Annotated in this window: 21 protein-coding genes; 15 read left to right on the top strand and 6 right to left on the bottom strand. The window is 64.9% G+C overall.

From position 1 onward, the window contains the following. Positions 1 to 35: 35 nt before the first annotated feature. From E1H16_RS02500 to E1H16_RS02460, 9 genes are all read left to right on the top strand, one after another. Positions 36 to 1,235, top strand: a complete 1,200-nt coding sequence (locus E1H16_RS02500; RefSeq protein WP_134322090.1) for a zinc-dependent metalloprotease — start codon at positions 36 to 38, stop codon at positions 1,233 to 1,235. Next, positions 1,192 to 2,400, top strand: a complete 1,209-nt coding sequence (gene tilS, locus E1H16_RS18550; RefSeq protein WP_208378807.1) for a tRNA lysidine(34) synthetase TilS — start codon at positions 1,192 to 1,194, stop codon at positions 2,398 to 2,400. Before E1H16_RS02500 ends, tilS begins: the two co-directional genes overlap by 44 nt. Positions 2,401 to 2,411: 11 nt before the next feature. Then, complete coding sequence (hpt, locus tag E1H16_RS02490) at positions 2,412 to 2,951, top strand: hypoxanthine phosphoribosyltransferase (RefSeq protein ID WP_134322089.1); 540 nt, start codon at positions 2,412 to 2,414, stop codon at positions 2,949 to 2,951. Between the two features lie 402 nt (positions 2,952 to 3,353). Then, positions 3,354 to 5,540 carry an ATP-dependent zinc metalloprotease FtsH gene (gene ftsH / locus E1H16_RS02485; protein WP_243837587.1) on the top strand — a complete coding sequence of 729 codons (2,187 nt, stop codon included), beginning with the start codon at positions 3,354 to 3,356 and terminating at the stop codon, positions 5,538 to 5,540. Then, on the top strand, positions 5,537 to 6,112 hold the full coding sequence (folE, locus tag E1H16_RS02480; protein WP_134322088.1) for a GTP cyclohydrolase I FolE: 576 nt from the start codon (positions 5,537 to 5,539) through the stop codon (positions 6,110 to 6,112). Before ftsH ends, folE begins: the two co-directional genes overlap by 4 nt. Continuing rightward, a complete protein-coding gene (folP, locus tag E1H16_RS02475; protein WP_208378806.1) occupies positions 6,112 to 6,948 on the top strand; it encodes a dihydropteroate synthase in 837 nt (278 codons plus the stop codon). The genes folE and folP overlap by 1 nt, the downstream gene beginning before the upstream one ends. Beyond that, entirely contained in the window at positions 6,945 to 7,307 is a 363-nt protein-coding gene (folB, locus tag E1H16_RS02470) for a dihydroneopterin aldolase (RefSeq protein WP_134322087.1), read from the top strand. The genes folP and folB overlap by 4 nt, the downstream gene beginning before the upstream one ends. Then, the gene (gene folK, locus E1H16_RS02465) at positions 7,304 to 7,834 is read left to right on the top strand and encodes a 2-amino-4-hydroxy-6-hydroxymethyldihydropteridine diphosphokinase (protein ID WP_134322086.1); all 531 of its coding nucleotides are present in this window, start codon (positions 7,304 to 7,306) and stop codon (positions 7,832 to 7,834) included. The genes folB and folK overlap by 4 nt, the downstream gene beginning before the upstream one ends. After that, positions 7,831 to 8,295, top strand: a complete 465-nt coding sequence (locus E1H16_RS02460; protein ID WP_134322085.1) for a DUF3180 domain-containing protein — start codon at positions 7,831 to 7,833, stop codon at positions 8,293 to 8,295. Before folK ends, E1H16_RS02460 begins: the two co-directional genes overlap by 4 nt. Positions 8,296 to 8,356: 61 nt before the next feature. Here E1H16_RS02460 and E1H16_RS02455 read toward each other — a convergent pair whose 3' ends face one another. Then, positions 8,357 to 8,908 carry a YceI family protein gene (locus E1H16_RS02455; RefSeq protein WP_134322084.1) on the bottom strand — a complete coding sequence of 184 codons (552 nt, stop codon included), beginning with the start codon at positions 8,906 to 8,908 and terminating at the stop codon, positions 8,357 to 8,359. A 124-nt stretch (positions 8,909 to 9,032) separates the two neighbouring features. Here E1H16_RS02455 and E1H16_RS02450 point away from each other — a divergent pair, with 124 nt between their 5' ends. Together E1H16_RS02450 and E1H16_RS02445 are read left to right on the top strand one after the other, a co-directional pair. Beyond that, a complete protein-coding gene (locus tag E1H16_RS02450) occupies positions 9,033 to 9,527 on the top strand; it encodes a MarR family winged helix-turn-helix transcriptional regulator (protein WP_134322083.1) in 495 nt (164 codons plus the stop codon). Between the two features lie 67 nt (positions 9,528 to 9,594). After that, entirely contained in the window at positions 9,595 to 10,209 is a 615-nt protein-coding gene (locus E1H16_RS02445; RefSeq protein WP_243837586.1) for a carbonic anhydrase, read from the top strand. A 58-nt stretch (positions 10,210 to 10,267) separates the two neighbouring features. Here E1H16_RS02445 and E1H16_RS02440 read toward each other — a convergent pair whose 3' ends face one another. Continuing rightward, positions 10,268 to 11,044, bottom strand: coding sequence for a YaaA family protein (locus E1H16_RS02440; protein ID WP_134322082.1), 777 nt, complete (start codon positions 11,042 to 11,044; stop codon positions 10,268 to 10,270). Positions 11,045 to 11,173: 129 nt separating this feature from the next. Between E1H16_RS02440 and E1H16_RS02435 the strand changes: the two genes are divergently transcribed. Beyond that, complete coding sequence (locus tag E1H16_RS02435; protein WP_134322081.1) at positions 11,174 to 12,043, top strand: hypothetical protein; 870 nt, start codon at positions 11,174 to 11,176, stop codon at positions 12,041 to 12,043. Between the two features lie 112 nt (positions 12,044 to 12,155). Then, on the top strand, positions 12,156 to 13,265 hold the full coding sequence (locus tag E1H16_RS02430) for a YihY/virulence factor BrkB family protein (RefSeq protein WP_166741588.1): 1,110 nt from the start codon (positions 12,156 to 12,158) through the stop codon (positions 13,263 to 13,265). 37 nt (positions 13,266 to 13,302) lie between these two features. On the opposite strand, the gene E1H16_RS02425 is transcribed toward E1H16_RS02430, so the two are convergent. The 3 genes from E1H16_RS02425 to E1H16_RS02415 all read right to left on the bottom strand — a co-directional run bounded on the left by E1H16_RS02425 (position 13,303) and on the right by E1H16_RS02415 (position 19,314). Beyond that, entirely contained in the window at positions 13,303 to 14,643 is a 1,341-nt protein-coding gene (locus E1H16_RS02425) for a M1 family metallopeptidase (protein ID WP_134322079.1), read from the bottom strand. Between the two features lie 3 nt (positions 14,644 to 14,646). Continuing rightward, positions 14,647 to 18,504: a Pls/PosA family non-ribosomal peptide synthetase gene (locus tag E1H16_RS02420; protein ID WP_134322078.1), complete on the bottom strand. Its 3,858-nt coding sequence runs from the start codon at positions 18,502 to 18,504 to the stop codon at positions 14,647 to 14,649. Positions 18,505 to 18,624: 120 nt separating this feature from the next. Next, positions 18,625 to 19,314 carry a haloacid dehalogenase type II gene (locus tag E1H16_RS02415; RefSeq protein ID WP_134322077.1) on the bottom strand — a complete coding sequence of 230 codons (690 nt, stop codon included), beginning with the start codon at positions 19,312 to 19,314 and terminating at the stop codon, positions 18,625 to 18,627. A 108-nt stretch (positions 19,315 to 19,422) separates the two neighbouring features. Between E1H16_RS02415 and E1H16_RS02410 the strand changes: the two genes are divergently transcribed. Then, on the top strand, positions 19,423 to 20,049 hold the full coding sequence (locus tag E1H16_RS02410) for an IMPACT family protein (protein WP_134322076.1): 627 nt from the start codon (positions 19,423 to 19,425) through the stop codon (positions 20,047 to 20,049). Between the two features lie 25 nt (positions 20,050 to 20,074). On the opposite strand, the gene E1H16_RS02405 is transcribed toward E1H16_RS02410, so the two are convergent. Continuing rightward, positions 20,075 to 20,839 (bottom strand): SDR family oxidoreductase, encoded by a 765-nt coding sequence (locus tag E1H16_RS02405; protein ID WP_134322075.1) that lies wholly within the window; start codon positions 20,837 to 20,839, stop codon positions 20,075 to 20,077. A 224-nt stretch (positions 20,840 to 21,063) separates the two neighbouring features. Between E1H16_RS02405 and E1H16_RS02400 the strand changes: the two genes are divergently transcribed. Next, the gene (locus tag E1H16_RS02400; RefSeq protein ID WP_166741587.1) at positions 21,064 to 21,513 is read left to right on the top strand and encodes a GNAT family N-acetyltransferase; all 450 of its coding nucleotides are present in this window, start codon (positions 21,064 to 21,066) and stop codon (positions 21,511 to 21,513) included. Positions 21,514 to 21,562: the final 49 nt, after the last annotated feature.

The following is a 21,562-nucleotide window of genomic DNA, read 5'->3' as shown; positions in this document are numbered from 1 at the left end:
GACGCTCACGGGCCTCCGCGGGTAACGTGGCGCCCATGAGTTCTGAGGGCTTCATCAACTGGGACGTCGCGATGCGCTCGGCGAAGAAACTGACGAAGGCCGGTCCAAGTATCGCTCTCGAGGAGGCGCGCACCGTCGTCACCGAACTGCGGCAAGCCGCGGCCCGCGCCGACGAGTACGTCAGCGACGTCACCGGTATTCGGCACCCGATGTACGACGCGCCCACGCTCGTTGTGGATCGCGCCGGCTGGATCGAGACGAATGCGTCGTCCCTCGCCGGACTGATGGGCCCGCTGGTGGAGAAGCTCACCGCGACCTCGAAGTCCTCGCGCGCCGTGCGGGCGGTGGGCAGTCGGGTCACCGGCATCGAGGCGGGTGTCCTGCTGTCGTTCATGTCGAGCCGAGTACTTGGGCAGTACGACGTATTCGGTCGAGACGGCGGGCGACTGTTGCTGGTCGCGCCGAACATCGTCGAAGCCGAGCGGAAGTTGGCGGTCGACCCGCACGACTTCCGACTGTGGGTGTGCATCCACGAGGTCACGCACCGACTGCAATTCACCGCGAATCCGTGGCTGGAGGGCTATCTACGCGGCCTCATCGAGGAGTTCGTCGAGGTATCGAACCTCGACACCGACTCGCTGCGGGAACAGATCAAGGAACTCGCCGCCAAAGTTCGGACACGGTCAGCGGATGAGTCCGGTGGTCTGCTCTCGCTGGTGCAGTCGCCGGACCAGCGTGACGTCCTCGATCGCATTACCGCCGCAATGAGTCTGGTCGAAGGACATGCCGAGTACGTGATGGACAACGTCGGTCGCGACGTCATCCGCACGGTGGGCGTGATTCGTCGGAAGTTCAACGCGCGCCGTAAAGGAAGCTCGCCGATCGACCGCGCCATGCGCCGGCTGCTGGGGTTGGACGCCAAAATGAAGCAGTACGCCGACGGCCGGATCTTCGTTGATGCTGTGGTGAACGAGGTGGGGATGGCGGGCTTCAACCGGATCTGGGAGTCACCCGATATGTTGCCGACCCGCGCCGAGTTAAGCGATCCTGTGGCTTGGGTGGACCGGGTTCGCCCGAACGGCCGGATTGCTGCCGCAGGCAGCACGGTCGTCGATCAGCATGGCAACACCACGCGGCACTTCGAGGTACCCCGCGAGGGCACCCACGTTCCGCTGGACGACGGCTCGCCCGATGATGAGCGAGAGATCATCATCGAACGCCGCGGCGACGAATGATCGGGGATCTTCGGTCGGCGGTGAGTTGATGGTGGGGCCTGCTCCGGCTGTGGCCGCCGTCCGTGTCGCGGTACGGCGCTGGCTCACCACTCATCAAGGCGACCGATCAATCATCAGTGTCGCGGTCAGTGGTGGCGCCGATTCGCTCGCGCTGTGCAGCGCATTGCTGTTCGAGGCGCGCGGGTCGTTCGACGTCCACGGGATCACGATCGATCACCGACTGCAGCCGGACTCGACCGATCGCGCGGCCGCGGTGCGCGAGCAGATGCTCCAGTTGGGCTGCGCGAGCGCGGTCGCGGTGCCGGTAGACGTCGGTGCGCGCGGTGGGCTTGAGGCGGCCGCGCGGGACGCGCGGTATGCGGCGTTGCAGCAGCATCGACGTGGCGAGGTACTTCTCGGTCACACTCTCGACGACCAGGCGGAGTCGGTGTTGTTAGGGCTGGGGCGCGGTTCCGGAAGGCGATCGTTGCAGGGGATGGCTCCGTACGCTCCGCCCTGGGGGCGTCCGCTGCTGTCGATCCGCCGGGCGCAAACCCTCCAGTACTGCGACGATCTCGGGTTGCCGGTGTGGCACGATCCGCACAACGACGACCCGCGGTTCACCCGGGTGCGGCTGCGGGCCGAGGCGCTGCCGTTGCTGGAGGACATTCTCGGCGGTGGAGTCGCGCCGGCGCTCGCGCGCACCGCCGACCAACTGCGTGAGGCAGACCCGTCGCACGACGCTGCCGCGCTGCTGGAACTCGTCGGTGGCGCACATATCGACGCTCGCGCGCTGGCTCGATTCACCGAGGGAACTCGCCGCGTGGTGATCAAACGCTGGCTGGACGAGCGGTTGGCTGCCGCCAATTCCCCCGCACGCGATTCGGCCGTACTCGATGCGTCCTCGCCTGATGCGCCTTCACCTGAACCGGCGTCGCCCAATGCGGCCTCACCTGATGCGCCGGCACTGGATTCGGGTTCCGGCGACTCGCGTTCGGGCGATTCGGGGTCCCGTGACGGCGTCGTGACGGCAGCGCACGTGATCGCGATCGATGCGCTCGTGGCGCGCTATCACGGCCAGGGCCCGGTGTATCTGCCGGGCGGTAGCCGCGCGATTCGTGAGCGTGGCAAGATCGTGCACGCGCCCGCCGATGACAGTGGCCGGGCCGCTCCCCGACGAATCTGAGGACATCGAAGGTGTACGACGCCGAGATTGAAAAGGTCGTGATCTCCGAGCAGGAGATCAAGGAGAAGACCGCCCAGTTGGCGAAGCAGATCGCCGCGGATTATGAGGGCAAGGAACTACTGCTGGTCGGCGTGCTCAAGGGCGCAGTGATGTTCATGAGTGACTTCGCCCGCGCGCTGCCGCTGCCGGTCGAACTGGAGTTCATGGCGGTGTCGTCGTACGGCTCCTCGACGTCCTCCAGCGGAATCGTCCGGATCCTCAAGGACCTCGACAAGGACATCACCGGCAAGCACGTGCTGGTGGTCGAGGACATCATCGACTCCGGCCTGACGCTGTCCTGGCTGCTGAAAAACCTTGGTGCGCGCAACCCCGCCTCGATCGAGGTTGTCAGCCTGCTGCGCAAGCCGGACGCTGTGAAGGTAGAAGTCCCGGTGAAGTACATCGGGTTCGATATCCCGAACGAGTTCGTGGTCGGGTACGGCCTCGACTATGCGGAGCGTTACCGCGATATGCCGTACATCGGCGTCCTCAAGCCTGAGGTTTACTCCTAACTTTCGTAGCTCCAGGAGCGCGTTGTCCGGGAACTCACTGATGTCGTTCGAAACAGGCCTGATAACGCGTGGCATCGGGATAATCCACACGGTCGCGTGCGGAGGGACTGATTTGAACCCGAGCGTCGTAGCAACCGGCTGTTGACCTATGGCCCGAAACGCGTGCGGGCGCGATGCTAGAGATGCGCGGGCAAGATGGCGTGGGCGCGAGCAGCACGTCAATCTCGCCCGGGTTGGCCGTTTGCCGTGTGGACTATGGCGTTAGTGTGCAACGGAACGTTTCGCCGCTAGCGGACGTTGAGATAGACGCGCGCCTCGCGGTGTACCGTTTTGTATCCGGCACTGTGCCTCACGCGTGGGGCGCGCGGTATCAAGTACCCCCAGCAAACAGGAGGCACGGGCTTGCCCACGCCAGCCCGCACGCGGATGAAAAACAAGAAGATCGTCAAGTCGCCGTGGTTCTTTATGGCTCTGGCGGCGGTATTCGCCATCCTGCTCTCGAGCCTCTTCAGTGGCGGTAGCGACTACGCGAGCGTCAAGACGTCAGTCGCGCTGGGACAGCTCGAAGATGGCAATGCTGATGCCGTCAACCTCAAGGACAAAGAACAGATCCTCGAGATCAAGCTGAAGGATCCCATCGATCCGACGGGGGACGGCGCCGAGACCACCGACCGAATCCAAACGCAGTACCCCTCTGGCGCGACCGATCAGATCTTCGACGCCGTGAAGAACGCGCAGGGGATCGATCCCGAGGCCGGTGACGAGGGCTTTGACACCACCGTCACCCAAGAGTCGGTGCTGTTCAACCTGCTGATCTCGCTGCTGCCGTTCATCATTTTGCTGGGTCTGCTGTTCTTCCTGATGAACTCGATGCAGGGCGGCGGCCGCGGTGTCATGCAGTTCGCGAAGTCCAAGGCCAAACTCGTCAGCAAGGACATGCCGAAGACCACGTTCTCGGACGTAGCCGGCGCCGACGAGGCGATTGAGGAACTCGGCGAGATCAAGGACTTCTTGCAGAATCCGGCCCGGTTCCAGGCGATCGGCGCGAAGATCCCTAAGGGTGTGCTGCTGTTTGGTCCACCCGGAACCGGTAAGACGCTGCTCGCTCGCGCAGTCGCCGGCGAGGCTGGGGTGCCGTTCTACTCGATCTCCGGTTCGGACTTCGTAGAGATGTTCGTGGGTGTGGGTGCCTCCCGCGTGCGTGACCTGTTCACCCAGGCCAAGGAGAACGCTCCGGCGATCATCTTCATCGACGAGATCGATGCCGTCGGCCGGCACCGCGGCGCCGGTATGGGCGGCGGTCACGACGAGCGCGAGCAGACGCTGAACCAGATGCTCGTGGAAATGGACGGATTCGACGTCACCAGCAGCGTCATCTTGATCGCGGCAAGCAACCGGCCGGACATCCTCGATCCGGCGCTGCTGCGCCCGGGCCGATTCGATCGCCAGATCGCCGTCGATCGCCCCGACCTAGAGGGCCGCAAGGCGATCCTGCGAGTGCACGCGAAGGGCAAGCCGGTTGCGCCGGGCGTCGACCTGGACACCGTTGCGCGCCGTACGCCGGGATTCACCGGCGCCGACCTGGCGAACGTGCTGAACGAGGCCGCCTTGCTCACTGCGCGCAAGGGCGGTACGTCGATCACTGACGACGCGCTCGAGGAGGCGATCGATCGTGTCATCGCCGGTCCGGAGCGTAAGACGCGGGCGATGAGTGACAAGGAAAAGAAGATGACGGCGTACCACGAGGGTGGTCACGCCCTCGTCGCGCAGGCATTGCCACACAGCGCCCCGGTGCACAAGGTGACGATCCTGCCGCGCGGCCGCTCCCTCGGTCACACGCTGATCCTGCCGACCGAGGATAAGTACAGCCAGTCGCGTTCGGAGATGATCGACTCGCTGGCCTACATGCTCGGCGGACGCGCTGCCGAGGAGATGGTCTATCACGACCCAACTTCCGGCGCCTCCAACGATATTGAGAAGGCCACCCAGGTGGCTCGCGCGATGGTCACCGAGTACGGCATGAGCGACAGGTTGGGTGCCGTCAAGTACGGCACCAGCGAGTCCGAGCCGTTCCTCGGTCGCGATATGGGCCACCAGCGGGACTACTCCGACGAGGTCGCCGGCGTGATCGACAGCGAAGTCCGCGAACTGATCGAGATCGCGCACGACGAGGCGTGGCAGATCCTCAGCGAGCATCGCGCCGAGCTCGATCAAATCGTGCTCGAGTTGATGGAGAAGGAGACTCTCTCCGCCGAAGATATGAACCGGATCTGCGCGAATGTGCCCAAGCGTGAGCCGATGGCGCCGTACCAAGGGTCCGGCCGTCGCCGCAACGGCGATGCTCCGCCGCCGATCCTGACGCCGAAGGAAATCGCCGAGGCGCGCGCCAAGAACTCCGAACCGCCGTCGGCGCCCACCACGCAACGCGAGCCCCAGGCGAGGCATGCGGCGCCTGAGGATACGTACACGATCGACGACGACGCGACGATTCAGATCCCGGCCGTCGACCCGAACTCCGATGCACCGCAGCAGCCGCGGAGTTATCCGGATGACTGGATGAACCGTCCTGCTGGTGATGATCAGCGATGAGCGTTGATCGGGAGCGCGCCGCCGCCGCGGTGCGCGAGTTGTTGCTGGCGATCGGTGAGGACCCTGATCGCGAGGGGCTGCGCGAGACCCCTGACCGGGTCGCGCGGGCGTACGCCGAGGTGTTCGCCGGGCTGCACGTCGAACCGGCCGAGGTGCTATCGCGGACCTTCAATGAGGAACACCGCGAGCTTGTCCTGGTCAAGAACATCGAGATCTACTCGACCTGCGAGCATCACCTGGTGCCCTTCCACGGCGAGGCGCACATCGGTTACATCCCTGGTCAATCGGGACGGATCACCGGCCTGTCGAAGTTGGCGCGGCTTGCCGACCTGTACGCCAAGCGTCCGCAGGTGCAGGAGCGGTTGACGGCCCAGATCGCCGACGCGATCGTCGGCGCGCTCGATCCGCGCGGCGTGATCGTTGTGATCGAGGCTGAACACCTGTGCATGGCGATGCGCGGGATCCGCAAACCTGGTGCGCGTACGACGACGTCCGCAGTCCGCGGAATTTTCCAGACCGACAGCCGCACCCGTGCCGAGGCACTGAGCCTGATCGCGTCTCGGGACGGCTGATGGGCGGCATCCCGCGTGCCGACCGCACCCTGGTCATGGGGGTGCTGAACGTGACCGCCGATTCCTTCTCGGATGGCGGTCGTTATCTCGACGTCGCGGACGCGATCGAGCACGGGCGCGAGTTGTGGCGGCAAGGTGCGGACATCATTGATGTCGGTGGCGAATCGACCCGTCCGGGTGCCGAACGGGTCAAACCACACGTCGAAACCGATCGTGTCGTACCAGTGATCGCGGCGCTCGCGGCAGAAGGCATTCTGACCTCGATCGACACGACCAGGGCGGCTGTCGCGCGGGCCGCTGTGGACGCGGGCTGCGCGATCATCAACGACGTGTCAGGCGGGCTGGCCGACCCGCGGATGAACTCGACCGCTGCCGAGTTGGACGTGCCCTACATCCTGATGCATTGGCGCGCGCACTCGAAGCACATGCAGGATTTCGCGTCGTACGACGACGTGGTCGATGACGTGCTCGTCGAGTTGGAGCAGCGCGTGAACGCAGCGCTGGATGCCGGCGTACGGCGCGAACAGTTGATCATCGATCCGGGACTTGGCTTCGCGAAGACCGCGGCACACAACTGGGCATTGCTGCAGGCCACCGCGCGGTTCGTCGAGACCGGGTTCCCGGTGCTGATCGCGGCGTCCCGAAAGAACTTCCTCGGCCTGTTGCTGGCTGACGAAACCGGTCCGCGTCCGCCGGACGGGCGAGAGGATGCCACGGCCGCCATCTCGACACTGGCGGCCTTCGCCGGCGCATGGGCGGTACGGGCGCATGCCGTGCGGGCGTCGTTGGACGCCGTGACAGTAGCGCGTGCCTGGCGCAACGGGGGGGACCGATGAGTGACGAAATCAGGCTCGTCGGGCTGAGGGTTACCGGGCATCACGGAGTGTTTGAACACGAGCGCCGCGATGGGCAGCCGTTCATCGTCGACTGCACGCTCGGCACCGACACCACGGCTGCGGCATCGCAAGACGACCTGAGTCAGACCGTCGATTACGGAGACCTGGCCGAACGTCTTGCCGAGGTTATCGGTGGCGAGCCGGTTGATTTGATCGAGACGCTCGCGCATCGACTGCTGGATATCGCGTTGTCGTACGACCGAGTGCTGTGGGCCGAAATCGTCGTGCACAAGCCGCAGGCACCGATCGCGCGGCAGTTCGCCGACGTCGCGGTGCGGGTGCGCCGGGAGCGTTCATGAGCCGTGCGGTGCTGTCGATCGGCTCCAACGTGGGCGACAGTTTGGGGTATCTGCGCTCGGTGGTGCGGGCGCTGGGAGTGCGGCTGGAATCCTCGAGCGGGGTGTACCGCACGGCGCCGTGGGGCGGTGTGGAGCAGCAGCCGTTTCTGAACGCCGTCCTGATCGCGTCCGATGACTCCTTGGACGGCTATGGATGGTTGCGGTTCGGGCAGTCGTGTGAGCAGGCCGCTGAGCGCACTCGGGACGTTCGATGGGGCCCGCGCACGCTGGATGTGGACGTGATCGCGGTGTATTCCCCGGATTTGACGCGTCCGACTGGTGAGCCGCCGATGGTGCTGCAGAGTGACCCGGAGTTGACGCTGCCGCACCCGCGCGCATTCGAGCGCGCGTTCGTGCTGGCGCCGTGGCATGAAGTGGCGCCCGACGCGCAGCTGCCGCAGGGGCCAGTTGCCGACCTGCTGGCGGGCTTGCAAGCCAGTGGCGCAGCGGACCAGGCCGCCGAACGCCTCGATCAGGTCGCGTTGTGAACCGGGAGGTTAAGGCGACCGCACCGTCAACGCTCCTGGCGCTGTTCGTTGGCGCCGGCGTCATCGGGCACGTGCTCGTGCGCCAGTGGTACGGCGAGATTCCGCCGCTGAACTGGTACATGCCGATTTGGGCCGGCGTGCTCGCGTTAGCCGAAGCGGTGTTCGGCCTGCGGCTCAAGGACCGGATCTTGCGGCGCCGTGACGCTGAGCCCATCGAGCCGATCGTTGCCGCGCGCGCGGTCGCGCTGGCGAAGGCCAGCGCCTATGTCGGCGCGGTCCTGGCGGGCGCATGGACTGGGTTCGCGGCGTACACCGCGGGCGAATGGGGCTTCTTGGCCAGCGCCGGCCGCGACACCGTCATCTGCATCCTCGGCGCGGTCCTGGCTGCTGCGCTCGCCGCGGCCGGCCTATGGCTGGAGCACTGCTGCCGGGTCCCGCGGGATCCCAACGACCCCGGGTAGCGATCCGAAGAACGCAACAGCGGCGCGGACCCTCGTGGGTCCGCGCCGCTGACGTAGGTGCCTACTTCTGCAGGTCTGCCTCGATGTCGATGCTGATGGTGATCTTGTCACCGATCACTACGCCGCCACCTTCGACGGGCATGTTGAAGTCGATCTTCCAGTCCTTGCGGTTGATCACGGTGGTGATCTCAAAGCCGGCCTTGGTACCGCCTTGACCGTCGGGGCGTACGCCGCCGAACTCGACGTTCAACTCGACCGGCCGGGTGGTGCCGTTGATGCTCAGGTCGCCGAGGACCTTCCAGTCGTCGCCGGCGGACTGTACGCCGGTGGAGACGAATTCCAGGTTTTGGTTGGCGTCGGCGTTGAAGAAGTCCGCGCTGCGCAGGTGGCCGTCACGCTGCTCGTTGCCGGTGCTCACCGACGACGCGGCGATGGTGGCGGTGACCGAGGAGTTCTCGATCTCGTCGGCGACGGTGATCTGGCCGTCGAAGGTGGTGAACTGTCCCTTGACCTTGCTCACCATCATGTGGCGGACGCTGAATCCCACGTGCGAGTGGACGGTGTCGAACTTCCAGGTCCCGGTGGGCAGTCCTAGGGTCTGTGCGGTGGTCATGTGCTTCTCCTCGTTTACTTGAATGTTCTAGGATCGGGAGAACCGAGCACTTCTCAGCCCCGATGTAGTTGAAGATACAACTGATTAAGTTGAAGCGTCAACAGTTGTGACGTAAGATATCAACATGACCGAAACGAGATGGCTCGCTCAAGACGAGCAGCGCGCGTGGCGCGGGTTCCTACTCGCCTCACGTTTGGTGATGGATCAGCTCAATCGCGAACTTCACGAGAGTCACGGGCTATCACTGACCGACTATGCGATCTTGGTTCGGCTCAGCGAGGAGCCGGATCGCCGGTTGCGCATGACCGACCTGGCGGCGTCGTCTGGTCTGTCGAAGAGCCGTCTGTCGCATCAGATGAGCAGGCTCGAAGCGCGAGGTCTCACGTCGCGTTCTGCGTGTGAAGACGATGCGCGCGGCATGAATGCCGAGCTCACTGATGCGGGATTCGCGACGCTTGATGCTGCCGCTCACGTGCACGTCGATGGTGTGCGCACCCATTTGCTGGACCTACTAGAACCTGAGCAGGTGACTGGTCTGGCGGAATGGTCTGAGCGCGTTGTGCGCCACCTCGACGTTGACGGCAGATCGGGGCCCTTACTGCCCGAAGTGGGCTTCTGACAGGCGACATATTCCAGATGCGGCATCCGACGTAATCCGTCGGCCGGTCGAGGAATACAGTTCAGTTGTGGGAAATTTGACTCCAAGCCAGGCCTGGGCGAAGATGCGCGAAGGCAACAACCGATTCGCGGCGAACGCCAACACTGAATTATTTCCGAACCCGCAACTTCGCGAACAGCTGACCGAAGGCCAGCACCCTTTCGCGCTGGTGTTCGGTTGCTCCGACTCGCGCGCGGCCGCTGAGATCCTGTTCGACCAGGGACTCGGGCAGTTGTTCGTCGTCCGCACGGCCGGTCACGTCATCGATGCCGGCGTTCTGGGCTCGATCGAGTTCGGTATCGAAGTACTGAACATCCCGTTGATCGTCGTACTCGGACACGACTCGTGCGGAGCCGTGAAGGCCGCGATGGACTCGGTCAAGACCGGCGACCTGCCGGGTGGGTACCTGCGCGACATAGTCGAGCGCGTCCTGCCCAGCAATATCGCGGTCAGCGCCGGACCGAACGAGGTCAACCCGGTCACGGTCGGCGCTGAACACGTCGTGCAGACCTCCCGTCTGCTCAACGAGCGCTCGCGCACGATTGGCGAAGCGGTCGATGCGGGGAACCTGGCAATCGTCGGGGCGACCTATCGGCTCGCCGCCGGAGGCGTGAACGTCGAGACCGTTATCGGGAACGTCTAGAACCGTCTGAGTTCAGCCCCGCGGTGGGAACGTCGCTCGCGGAAACGCTAGATCCAGATCAACTGGTGATCACATCGATCGAGGCGTCACCGAGTTCGACGCGCACGTCAACGGGCGCGCCGGTGGCTGTTTTCACCTCTGTGGCGGCAAAGTAGCCGTTCAGTAGGTCGACGGCTTCGCCCGGAGTTCGTGGTTCCGTAGCTTCTTGACACAGTGCCCGCGCGACGAGGCCGCGGCTGTGTTTGGCCATGTGGCTCACCACGGTGCGCTCGCCGTTCGACTCCCGGAACACACGCACCGGTAGGTGCTTCGCCGGGTCGGGCGACCACATGGCGGCGTACGACGCGGACCGGCAATCGACAATGAGGCCGCTCGGCGTCAGTGTCTCACCGAGATGCTGACGCCAGAACTTCGCTATACCGCCGATCCCGGGCAGTGTGACCGAACCGGACAGCCGATACGCCGGAATTCGGTCACTCGTGCGTAGTACGCCGAACAGCGCGGAGAAGATCAGAACGCGGCGGGTCATTCGGGCGCGTTCGGGACCTTGTAGGGACTGCTCGTCTAGGGCATCGAAGAGGACGCCGTTATAGACCTGCTTCGCGGGCGCAGTCGGTGCCGCGCGTAGACCGACGTTGGCCGCCACGGCATCGGTCAGTCCGGCACCGACCTTCAAGATCTTGGTCGCATCCGCCCGTCCCGACACCGCGATGAGTTCATCGAGAACGGCTGCGCGGGCCTCGGTGAGTTCTCCATGACTGAGTCGAAAGAGGTCGAGCGGCTTGCCGCGGACGGGGGCGAACTTGCCTTCAGAGGGCGGCAGGAGGATGCGCACCCGCTAATTCTCCCAGCCACCGATCTCGTGCTGGCATCAGCCCGTCGGTGCGGTGATCGCCGAAACTGCTGCCCTCTCACGCCGCCCTGCCTCGGCGGTGCCGGCCACGCCCAACCATAGACTTGCGATGTGGAAGACCCGGGGGACAGGCCAAATCGCGCGTACGTGCGCTGGTTGTACCCCGCGCTGGTCGTCGTCGCCGCGCTCGCGGTGGTCAGTTTTGTGTTGTTGCCGCGGTTCACCGAGGACGACCCGCTCGAGTCGGTGGGTGAGGAAGGGTCTGCGGCCCGCGCGATTGCGACGATGTTCGAAGGCCAGATGACCTGCACAGCAGGCGAACTGGATGAGTCCCGCTCTGTGCTGGCCTGCTATCAGCAGACCGACCAGCAGGTCGCCATCGTGTTCGTCCAGGCCGACCGTAATGGCCGTGTTGCGTCGTACACCGTGGAGACCCAGCCGCTGGCCGATACGCCGGACACCGGCCAGGTTATTGCGGTGGCCAATCAGGTCGCCGCGGTGGTCACTCCCGGTGAGGACTTCGCCGATTGCTCGTACACCCACGAGACACCGTTCTTCTGCTTCGGTTCGTTGGCGAGTTGGGAGTCGACCGATCTGCCACCGGTCGAGTCCACCGGCACCAAGAAGAACCTTCCGGACGTCGACAAACTCGGCGAAGGGCTGAACGCACTGGGCTGGGAGTGCGACTTCGGCATTTGCATCCACGACGGGACGACGATGACGGTCGTTGAGTCCGCGACTGGGCTGGGATTGCAATTCAATGCCCCGGTAGACGCCGCCCACGTACGTGAAGCTGCAAACGAGTTGCTGGCCGAGATCGGTGATGACACCGAAGAACTGCAGGAGTGGACGGCGGCGATAGACGGCACCTTGGACATCATCGTGGCCGACGGCCTCGTGATCGGCTACCTGCCGCAGATCGGCGAGGCCGGCATGCTGGTCGTGGACGAGGTTGCCGGCGTCCTCCCCGGCACCGCGTAACCCCCCCCCGGGCGAAGTATTCATCGTGGTCGAACGATGGAACTACGCGCGATGGCCACACGCCTTGTGGTAGCAAGGAGCAGGATCTGATCGTCCGATGCGGGGGAGCGAAGTGGCCACACAGCAGGTAGCCGAGCGCAGTCCCAAGACAACTGCGACGAATGCCGTGGGCGTACGGCGCCCGACACCGATGACCAAGGGGCAACTTCGCCGCGCAGCGTGGCGAAACGGTTTCAAACGTGCCATCCACGAGTTCGGGCGACACGAGTGCACCGATCTAGCGGCGGGGCTCACGTACTACTCGGTGTTGGCGATCTTCCCCGCTCTGCTGGCGTTGCTATCGATCCTTGGCGTGGTATCCAGCGGCGAGTCAACGACGAACGCCGTCGTCGACCTCGTTGATCAGTTCGCCTCCGGTGATATGGGTGAGACGCTCAAGCCAATCATCGTGCAGTTGACCGAGTCTCAGGGCGCTGGATTGACGCTCGTCATCGGTGTGCTCGGCGCGCTCTGGTCGGCCTCGGCGTACATTCGCGGGTTCGGCCGGGCGATGAACCGGATCTACGAGGTTGACGAAGGTCGAGCGTCGATCGGTTTGCGGGTCGTCATGTACGTGGTGACGATGGTGATGGTCGCTGGCGCGGCGTTCGTCGTGTTCAGCGCCGTGATGAGCGGGTCGCTGGCGCGCGAGGTTGGTGACGCGATCAACCTTGGTCAGGAGGCCGTCGACACCTGGAACATCGTCAAGCTGCCGGTGATCCTGTTCGTCGTGATCCTCATGGTTGCGCTGTTGTACTACATCACGCCCAACGTCCGTCAGCCGCGGTTTCGCTGGTTGAGCCTCGGTGCCGCGATCGCCTTGTTGATCTGGATCGCTGCATCCGCCGGGTTGGCTTTCTATATCGGCAACTTCGGCAACTACAACAAGACCTACGGGTCGCTGGCCGGCGTGATCATCTTCCTGCTCTGGATCTGGCTGACCAACCTCGCGTTGTTGTTCGGTGGGGTCGTGGACGCCGAGGTGGTGCGCGCGAGGCAACTGCAGGCGGGGATCAAGGCCGAGAAGAAGATCCAATTGGAGCCGAAGGGGACCTCCGTCAGCGACAAGCAGGCCGCTGCCCGACGCGAGGTGATCGCCTCCAGCCGGGAACTACGGCAGGACAGCGATATCCGAGCTCGAGCGATCGCGCGACGCCGAGCCCGTGAAGCCGAACGAGCCTGAACGCCGGCACGCTCTGAACGCCGGCACGCTCTGAGCGCTAGGCGCGCCTCGGAAGGGCCGGCAAGTTGGTCTCGAACAGCCACGGGTGCAGCGCGTCAGCAGCATGATCGCCGAGTCGGGTCCGCACCAGATCGACGAAGAGTGCTGTGGTGACGGTGCTCAGCGCGTGCCGTTGGCACCACTCGCGGATCAAGTCGAAGAATCCGGCGTCCCCGACCTGCAGTCGTAGCGCGTGCAGGGTCAGCGCGCCGCGTTTATACACCCGATCGTCGAACATGTCTTGCGGGCCGGGATCGCCCAGTAGCAGGTCTTGTTTCGACGAACTCAGTCGGCGGTGGTAGCGGCGCGCCAGCGCGTCAGCGGTGTCGTGTCCGGCGTACTCGGCCCACAACCACTCGCAGTAGCAGGCAAAGCCCTCGTTCAGCCAGATGTGCTGCCAGGAGGCCAACCCGACCGAATTTCCGAACCATTGATGCGCCAGTTCATGCGCGATCAGCCGGTCAGAACCACTGCGCCCATCCACATGATTACGACCGAACGTCGACATGCCCTGTGATTCCAGCGGAATCTCGAGTTCGTCGTCTGTCACCAGGACGCGGTACTCGGCAAAGGGATACGGGCCGAACAGCCGCTCGAACAGCGCCATCATTTCGTGCTGCCGACCGAAGTCGTGCGCGAAAGCCTTGTTCAGATTCAGCGGTACGACGGCCGTTTGGCGCACGGTGCTTGCCCCGGACTCGACGGCCGTCCACGGCACGCGTGCGATATACACCGTCGCCAGGTAGGACGCCATCGGTTCGTCCTGTTGATACACCCAGGTCGCCATCGAACCGGACGCGTGATGGGAGACCAGTTTCCCGTTCGCGACCACGGTGTACGGCGAATCCGTGGTGATCTGGAATCGGTAGGACGCCTTGCTCGCGGGGTGATCGTTGCACGGGAACCAGGTCGGGGCCCCAGTCGGTTGACTCGCGACGAGCACACCGTCGTTGAGTTCCTCCCAGCCGAGGATGCCCCACGTCGATCGGGCCGGCGTGGGATTCCCGCCGTACGTGATCTCCAGGGTGACCGACGTGCCGGCCTCGAGCCGCGCGGGCAGGGAGATGGCGAGTTTGCCGCGGCGCACGGTGAACCGTTTCGCTCGGCGTCCGCCCACCATGACTTTCGATACCGACAATCCGACGAGGTCGAGGGTGAGTTTGTCCAAGGGCTGGGTCGCGCGGACCGAGATCGCGGCGAGCGCCCGCAGGTTGTTGGACGGCACTCGGTAGCGCAGGTCCAGGTAGTACGACGTGACCTCGTATCCACCATTGCCGCGGTCGGGAGTGTAGGGGTCTCCTGCGGAGTCGGCGCCGGTGTGGGGCACTCGCGAGGTCAAGCGTCAGTCCTTCAGTGCGGGGATGTTTTTCGACCAAGGGCCGATCGGGTTACCTTGCCACAGTGACCCGGCCGGAACGCTTTCGCCCCGCATCACCAGTGACGCGGGACCGACGGTCGCGGCTTCGTCGATGGCGGCTGCGGGCAGGATAACGCTGTTCGGGCCGAGGGTGGCGCCAGGCGCGAGGTGCACCGTGTCCATGGACATCACGCGATCGTGAAACAGGTGGGTCTGCACCACGCAGCCGCGGTTGACTGTGGAGCCGGCGTCCAGGGTGACCAGGTCGGCTTCGGGCAACCAGTACGACTCACACCACACACCGCGGCCAATCTTTGCGCCGATCGAACGCAGCCAGATATTCAGCAGCGGTGTACCAGTCGCCGGCATCGCGAACCAGGGTGCGGCGACGAGCTCGACGAATGCATCGACCACCTCGTTACGCCACACGAAGGACGACCACAGCGGTCGCTCGATCTGTCCGATCCGACCCACGACAAGCCACTTCGCCAGGGTGGTGATTGCGGCGGCGGCTGCTCCCGCGACCGCCAGGACGGCACCGGATAGTAGGAAGGCGACCCATAGCGCGAACGTCGCCCAGAGCCACGCCAATGCGAGCAGGACACCGAACGCGATCGCTACGGTGACCATCACCGGGATCGCGCGACACAGTTCGACCAGGCCGCGCTTGATCTTGAGCTGCTTGGATGGCTTATGAGTCAGCGTCTTGTCGACATCTTGGGCGTTACGGGGAAGCTTCACCGGCGGGCTGCCCAGCCACGACGTACCTGCTTTGGACTTCGTCGGCGCGACCGAGAGCACCGCCACCAGGCTGTTTTTCGATACGTTGTGCCCGCCGCCGGCCATACCGGAGTTTCCGATGAAGGCGCGCTTGCCGATCTTCACCTTGTTCAGCCGCATCCATCCGCCGCCGAGTTCGTACGAGGCGATCATCGTGTCGTCGGCGAGGAAAGCGCCGTCGCGGACCTGTGCCAACTTCGGAATCAACAGCACGGTCGACGCCTCGACGTTCTTACCCACCTTCGCGCCGAGGAGCCGCAGCCAACCAGGCGTAAATAGGCTGGCGTAGATCGGGAACAGGTAGGTGCGGGCGGCGTCCAAGGTCCGCTCGGTCGCCCAGGCGGCCCAGCCGACCCGGCTCCGTACCGGGTAGGTGCCCTCGGAAATTAGCCAGCCCAGCGTCCGCACCGTGATCAGCGTCAGGGCGGCCAGCAGCACGAACCCGGCCGCAGCCGCGGCCGGGACCGCTAGCAGCGTGCGGTCGATGATCGCGCCCCACGTCGATGCGTCACCGATGATCGCGTGCACGATCAGCAGCGCGAGCGCCGCGCTGATCACCGGGATTAGCGACAACGCGACCGAGGACACGGCGTACACGCCGAGCCAAAACTTGTTCGACGACGGTCGTTCTTCGGGCCACGGATGGCGCACGCGGGATTTGCGTTTCGCGGGGGAGCCGCTCCAGTACTCCCCGGGTGGAACGTCGCCGAATACGGCCGAACCGGGCGCGATATCGGAGTCCTTGCCGATGGCCGCGCCGCCGGCCAGATGCGAACGGGATCCGACGCTGGCGCGGGCGCCGACAATGATCTCCCCGATGTGCAACGTATCGCCATCGATCCAATAGCCGGATAGATCGACCTCGGGTTCGATCGAACACTGCTTGCCGAGCGTGAGCAGGCCGGTAACCGGCGGTAGCGAGTGCAGATCGACATTCTTACCGATCGTGCAGCCCAGCGCACGTGCGTAGTACGCGATCCACGGTGCGCCCGCGAGGTTGATCGCCCCGACTGCATCGGCGAGCCGTTCGGCTGCCCACAGTTTGATGTGTATCCGCCCGCCGCGCGGATACACGCCGGGGTGCGCATTGCGCAGCAGCAGCCGGATGCCGCCGGCTGCCAACAGCATCCGTCCGAACGGGGTAAGCAGCACAACGGCGGCCGAACCGACGAACCACCAGGAGACATGTGGCAGGTCGAGCCCGCCCAGCCCGCCGGCGATGTTCGTCAGCAACAGCAGGACTACCACCCAGCGGAGGCCGGCGACGGTGTTGATCGCGATGCTGAGGCCAACCTGCAGCAGTTGAGTGCGCAGCCTGGTCGGCTCGACGTGCTCGCGGCGGCTACTGGGTTGTAGCGCGCGCGTACGCGAGTCCAGGAAGTCAGCCATCGCGCCGACGCTCGGTTGGCCATATAGATCGGCCACGGTGACCTCGGGGAATCGCGAGCGCAATTGGCTGATCAACTGGGCGGCGGTGAGGCTGCCACCGCCGTGCGCGAAGAAATCGAACCCGCGGCCGGACGGCGTCACGCCCAGCACCTTGCCGAACATTTCAGCGACCCACCCCGCGGTGCGGTCGAGTTGTTCGACCTCGTCGTCAGCACCCATGTCCGGTAGCGGCCAGGGCAGCGCGTTGCGGTCGACCTTGCCGGACGTACGCGTCGGTAAGTCCTCGACCACGGCAATCAGCGGCACCAAGGCGGACGGGAGTTCTTGCTGAAGGCGTTCGCGCGCCACCGCGGGGTCGAAGCCCTCGTGCGGTACAACGTACCCCACGAGGAGCTGGTTGCCGGTGGGTGTTTGTTTGACGGCAGCCGCGGCACCTTGCACACCGTCGAGCGCCTGCAGTGCCGAATCGACCTCGCCCAATTCGATGCGGCGGCCGCCGAGTTTGATCTGTTCGTCGGCGCGACCGACGAACAACAGGCCTTCTTCGTCGCGGACGACGAGATCGCCCGAGCGGTAGGCGCGATCCCATCCCAGGGTCGGCATCGCAATGTACTTCTCTGCGTCTTTGACGGGATCGAGATAGCGCGCGAGGCCGACGCCGCCGATGATGAGTTCTCCGGTCTCGCCTTCGGCGACGGGCTGGTCGTCGGGGCCGACGACCTCGAGGTCCCAGCCGTCCAGCGGGAGGCCGATTCGGATCGGTGGTTCGCCAGTCAACTGTGCGCCGCAGGCCACGACGGTCGCTTCGGTCGGTCCGTAGGTGTTCCAGACCTCGCGGCCCTCGGTGACCAGGCGCGCGGCGAGTTCGGGCGGGCAGGCTTCGCCGCCGAAGATCAGCAGCCGGATGTCCTCGAGAGTTTCGGCCGGCCACAGTGCCGCCAGAGTGGGGACGGTCGACACGATCGTGATGTCGCGATTGGTCAACCACGGGCCGAGGTCCGCGCCGGTGCGGACCAGCGCTCGCGGAGCGGGCACAAGCGCAGCGCCGTACCGCCACGCCAGCCACATCTCCTCGCACGAGGCATCGAAGGCCACGGACAAACCGGCGAGTACCCGATCGTGCGGACCGATGGGCTCGCTCTGCAGGAACATCTGGGCTTCGGCGTCCACAAACGCCGCGCCAGAGCGGTGCTGGACGGCGACACCTTTGGGCATGCCGGTGGAGCCGGAGGTAAAGATGATCCAGCAGTCGTCGTCCAGCCCCGGTCGTTCGGGAGCGGGCCCTGCGCTGTGCAGTAGTTCGTGGACACCCTCGATCGAATCGAGTACGGCGTCCACCTCGGCCTGCCCGAAGACCAGTTCGGCGCGCTCGTCCGGATCGTCGGCGTCAATGGGAACGTATGCGGCGCCGGCGATCAGGATGCCGACGATCGCGAGGTAGAGCTCGCGAGTACCGGAGGTGATGCGTACACCCACGCGCGAGCCTCGGCGTACGCCGCGAGCATGTAATCCGGCAGCGATCCGCTCGGCCTGCGAGATCAATTCGCTATAGGACAGGACGGTGTCACCGTCGTCGAGCGCGGGCTTGCCGGGATGGGCCTGTGCGGTGGCGTAAAGGACGTCGACCAGGGTGCGTTCGTCGGGTCGAAGATGGCCGCGCAGGAGGCTAGACATTGACGGGCCGGGCTCCAAGGTTGAGTTACGGGAACTTCATTATGGCGCGTCGGCTCATCGCGAGGGGGAGGGCGAGACGTGTCTAATTATATCGATATGAATCGAACAATTAGGCCATCTTTAACATCCGAGATGGTCGGCTAACGACTCTATATCGGTGAAATGCAATGGATGTTCAGGTGACGCCGAGACGTCCTTAGGGTGCGCGAGGCCATTTTCCAGCGGTCGTTCGATGTAGGCGGTGTGGAGGCCGGCCGCCTTCGCGGCGTCCAGGTCGCGGTGGTGCGCGGCCACCATCATCACCTGATCGGGGCGGACCCGCATGACCTCAGCTGCGCCCAAGTAGGCGCGTGGATCGGGCTTATAGGCGTGAAAGACCTCCGCGGACAGAATGAGGTCCCACGGGATCCCGGCGCGCTTGGCCATGTTCGTCAACAACGCGATGCCACCGTTGGACAGTGGCGTAACAGTGAACTTCTCGCGCAGGCGAACCAGCCCTGGGATCGAGTCGGGCCACGGGTCCAACCGGTGCCACACCAGGTTCAGATCATCCATGGCCGCCTCATCGAGGTCGAGCTGAAACGATGGTGCGATTTCGCCGAGAATCTCGCGATGCAGGTCATCCACGACCCGCCATTGACCGTTCGCAACGCACTCGGCGGTGGTGCGGAAGTAACCGGCGCGCCACGCCCGGACGAATTTATCGGCGTCGACGTGCGGAGCGATCCGCGCCATTTCGGCAACGATGCTGCCGTGCCAGTCGACGACTGTGCCGAAGGTGTCGAACGCCAGAACCTTGATCTCCCTCATCCCTGAACCGTATCCGGAATGCGCAGGTGCCGACACATCCGACCAATGCTCCACGCCCGCGCGCGTCGGCTTGTCCCGCAGCGTCGAGCGTCCGCCTAGAGTGGCGGGATGGTCGAGGAGTATCGAACCGTCGCGAAGGACGCTGATGCCGAGATCGAGGTGAAACGCTCGCGCTTCCTCGCCCGGATCCGCAGGGTGGGCGATGAGGGCGCGGCGCGCGCGGTGATCGAAGGGTGCCGTAAGCAGTACTGGGATGCGCGGCACCACTGCAGTGCCTTCGTGCTCGGCCCGGCCGGCGAGATTTCCCGCTCGAACGATGATGGTGAGCCGTCCGGTACCGCCGGTGCGCCGATCCTGGGTGCGGTCACCGGGCGTGAGCTCAGCGATGTGGTCGTCGTCGTCACGCGGTACTTCGGCGGCACCCTGCTTGGCGCGGGCGGTCTTGTTCGCGCGTACACCGACGCGACCCTCGCGGGCTTGGATACAGCGGGCGTACGGCGCCGCCGACGGGCGGTACGTGTTGAGGTGACTGTTCCGATCGCCGACGTTGGCCGGGTCGAGAACGCGATGCGCAGCATTGGCCTCGACGTCGCGGGCGCTGATTACGCGGCCGACGCGATCATCCGTGGCGCTCTCGCTCCGGACCTGCTCGGGGAGGCGAACGGCGTGCTGGCCTCGTTGACAAAAGGAGCCGGCCTCATTGATGAGACCGGCTCCAGTTGGGTCGACACGTAATCGGGTCGATGCGTAACTGGGGTGATCAGGTGGCGGACTGGTGCAACGAACCGCCGTCCAGCACGATGTTCTGGCCGGTGATCCAGCCCGCGTCGTCCGAGAGTAGGAAGGCGGCGGTCGCGCCGGTGTCCTCCGGGGTGCCGAGGCGGTTCAGTGGGTAGCGAGCGCGCACCTCGTCTTCCTTGTCGATGTACAGCGCCTCGGCAAAGCGCGTCTTGACGACTGCTGGGGAGATCGCATTCACGCGGACCTTGGGAGCCATATCCGTCGACAGTTGCTGGGTGAGCTGGATCAGGCCCGCCTTGGACGTGCCGTAGATGCCGATCGGGCCGGCCGAGCGTAGGCCGGCGACCGAAGCGACGATCACGATCGAGCCGCCGTTCTCCTTCATGCTCGCGTGCCAGGCGAGCTGGATCAGGCCGAGGGTCGAGACGATATTGGTGTCGAGCACCTTGCGCGCGGTGTCCAGCGGGAGGTCGAGCGTCGACCCGTAGAACGGGTTGATGCCGACGTTGCCGACGACGTGATCGATCTTGCCGAACTTGCTCATCGCGAGGTCGACCAGTTCCTGCCGGTGGTCGTCGTGCGAGGCGTTCCCGGCCAGGGTGAGCACGCGATCAGGCGCGTTGAGCTCCTTGGCCGCCTCCTCCAACTGCTCAGGTTTGCGGCCGGTGATGATGACTTCGCCGCCCTCGTTGATGATCGCCTGGGCGATGCCCAATCCGATCCCGCGGCTACCGCCGGTGATGATCGCGGACTTTCCAGTGAAACGGTTGAGCTTCTCGCCCATGCGGACCTCCAGTGTTGGTGAGCGCTTGCACGGCAGATTACCCGTAAACCGAATCCGATTCGAATCCGCGCCGGTCCAGGGTGGGCGGGCGCCGCGGGCGGTGTCTGTCGTAGGTTGATCGCTACACAACAATGTGCGGCGCGGCATCACCCAGGCTGTGTCGTGGTGATCGTCGAGATGCCAACTACGATCTCGGCAGCACAACCTCGATGAGTGGAGGACCCATGAATATCCGCCCGTTCGAAGAGCGCGATCGTGAAGCGTGCCTACAGCTGGCGCCGCGCCTGATGGAGAACGTGAACCCGTTTCACGACGACGGCACTGGCCCCATCGACACCGTCGAGTGGATGCTCGAGGCCCAGCAGGTTCAGCAGACCCCGCAGGCAGTGTTCGTAGCCGAGGATGAGCAGGGCGTCGCCGGCATGGTGAAAGTGTTCATCAAGGGCCAGTTGGTCGGGCAGAAAGAGGCGTACGTCGACGGCCTCGCGGTGCAGGAGCGCGTCTCGCGGCAAGGTGTTGGTACCGCGTTGATGACAGCCTGTGAAGAGTGGGCAGCTGGCCGCGGACACCGCTGGCTGCACATCGAGACGCCCGCGAAGAACCAGACGGCGCGCGATTTCTACGCAGCGATTGGGTACGGCGAAGAGGTCGTCAAACTTTCCAAAGGAATCTGAGACGACGCGGGGCCTGGAACCAGTTGGTTCCAGGCCCTTGTCGTTGATC

The sequence above is a fragment of the Cumulibacter soli genome (assembly GCF_004382795.1).
Taxonomy (GTDB): Bacteria; Actinomycetota; Actinomycetes; order Mycobacteriales; family Antricoccaceae; genus Cumulibacter; species Cumulibacter soli.
This window is presented reverse-complemented; position numbering and strand designations above follow the sequence as displayed.

Coding starts and splice junctions, on each gene's coding strand:
- E1H16_RS02500 (WP_134322090.1), top strand. CDS start 36: ATGAGTTCTGAGGGCTTCATCAACTGGGACGTCGCGATGCGCTCGGCG.
- tilS (WP_208378807.1), top strand. CDS start 1,192: ATGATGAGCGAGAGATCATCATCGAACGCCGCGGCGACGAATGATCGG.
- folE (WP_134322088.1), top strand. CDS start 5,537: ATGAGCGTTGATCGGGAGCGCGCCGCCGCCGCGGTGCGCGAGTTGTTG.
- folP (WP_208378806.1), top strand. CDS start 6,112: ATGGGCGGCATCCCGCGTGCCGACCGCACCCTGGTCATGGGGGTGCTG.
- folB (WP_134322087.1), top strand. CDS start 6,945: ATGAGTGACGAAATCAGGCTCGTCGGGCTGAGGGTTACCGGGCATCAC.
- folK (WP_134322086.1), top strand. CDS start 7,304: ATGAGCCGTGCGGTGCTGTCGATCGGCTCCAACGTGGGCGACAGTTTG.
- E1H16_RS02455 (WP_134322084.1), bottom strand. CDS start 8,908: ATGACCACCGCACAGACCCTAGGACTGCCCACCGGGACCTGGAAGTTC.
- E1H16_RS02450 (WP_134322083.1), top strand. CDS start 9,033: ATGACCGAAACGAGATGGCTCGCTCAAGACGAGCAGCGCGCGTGGCGC.
- E1H16_RS02420 (WP_134322078.1), bottom strand. CDS start 18,504: ATGTCTAGCCTCCTGCGCGGCCATCTTCGACCCGACGAACGCACCCTG.
- E1H16_RS02415 (WP_134322077.1), bottom strand. CDS start 19,314: ATGAGGGAGATCAAGGTTCTGGCGTTCGACACCTTCGGCACAGTCGTC.
- E1H16_RS02410 (WP_134322076.1), top strand. CDS start 19,423: ATGGTCGAGGAGTATCGAACCGTCGCGAAGGACGCTGATGCCGAGATC.
- E1H16_RS02405 (WP_134322075.1), bottom strand. CDS start 20,839: ATGGGCGAGAAGCTCAACCGTTTCACTGGAAAGTCCGCGATCATCACC.
- E1H16_RS02400 (WP_166741587.1), top strand. CDS start 21,064: ATGAATATCCGCCCGTTCGAAGAGCGCGATCGTGAAGCGTGCCTACAG.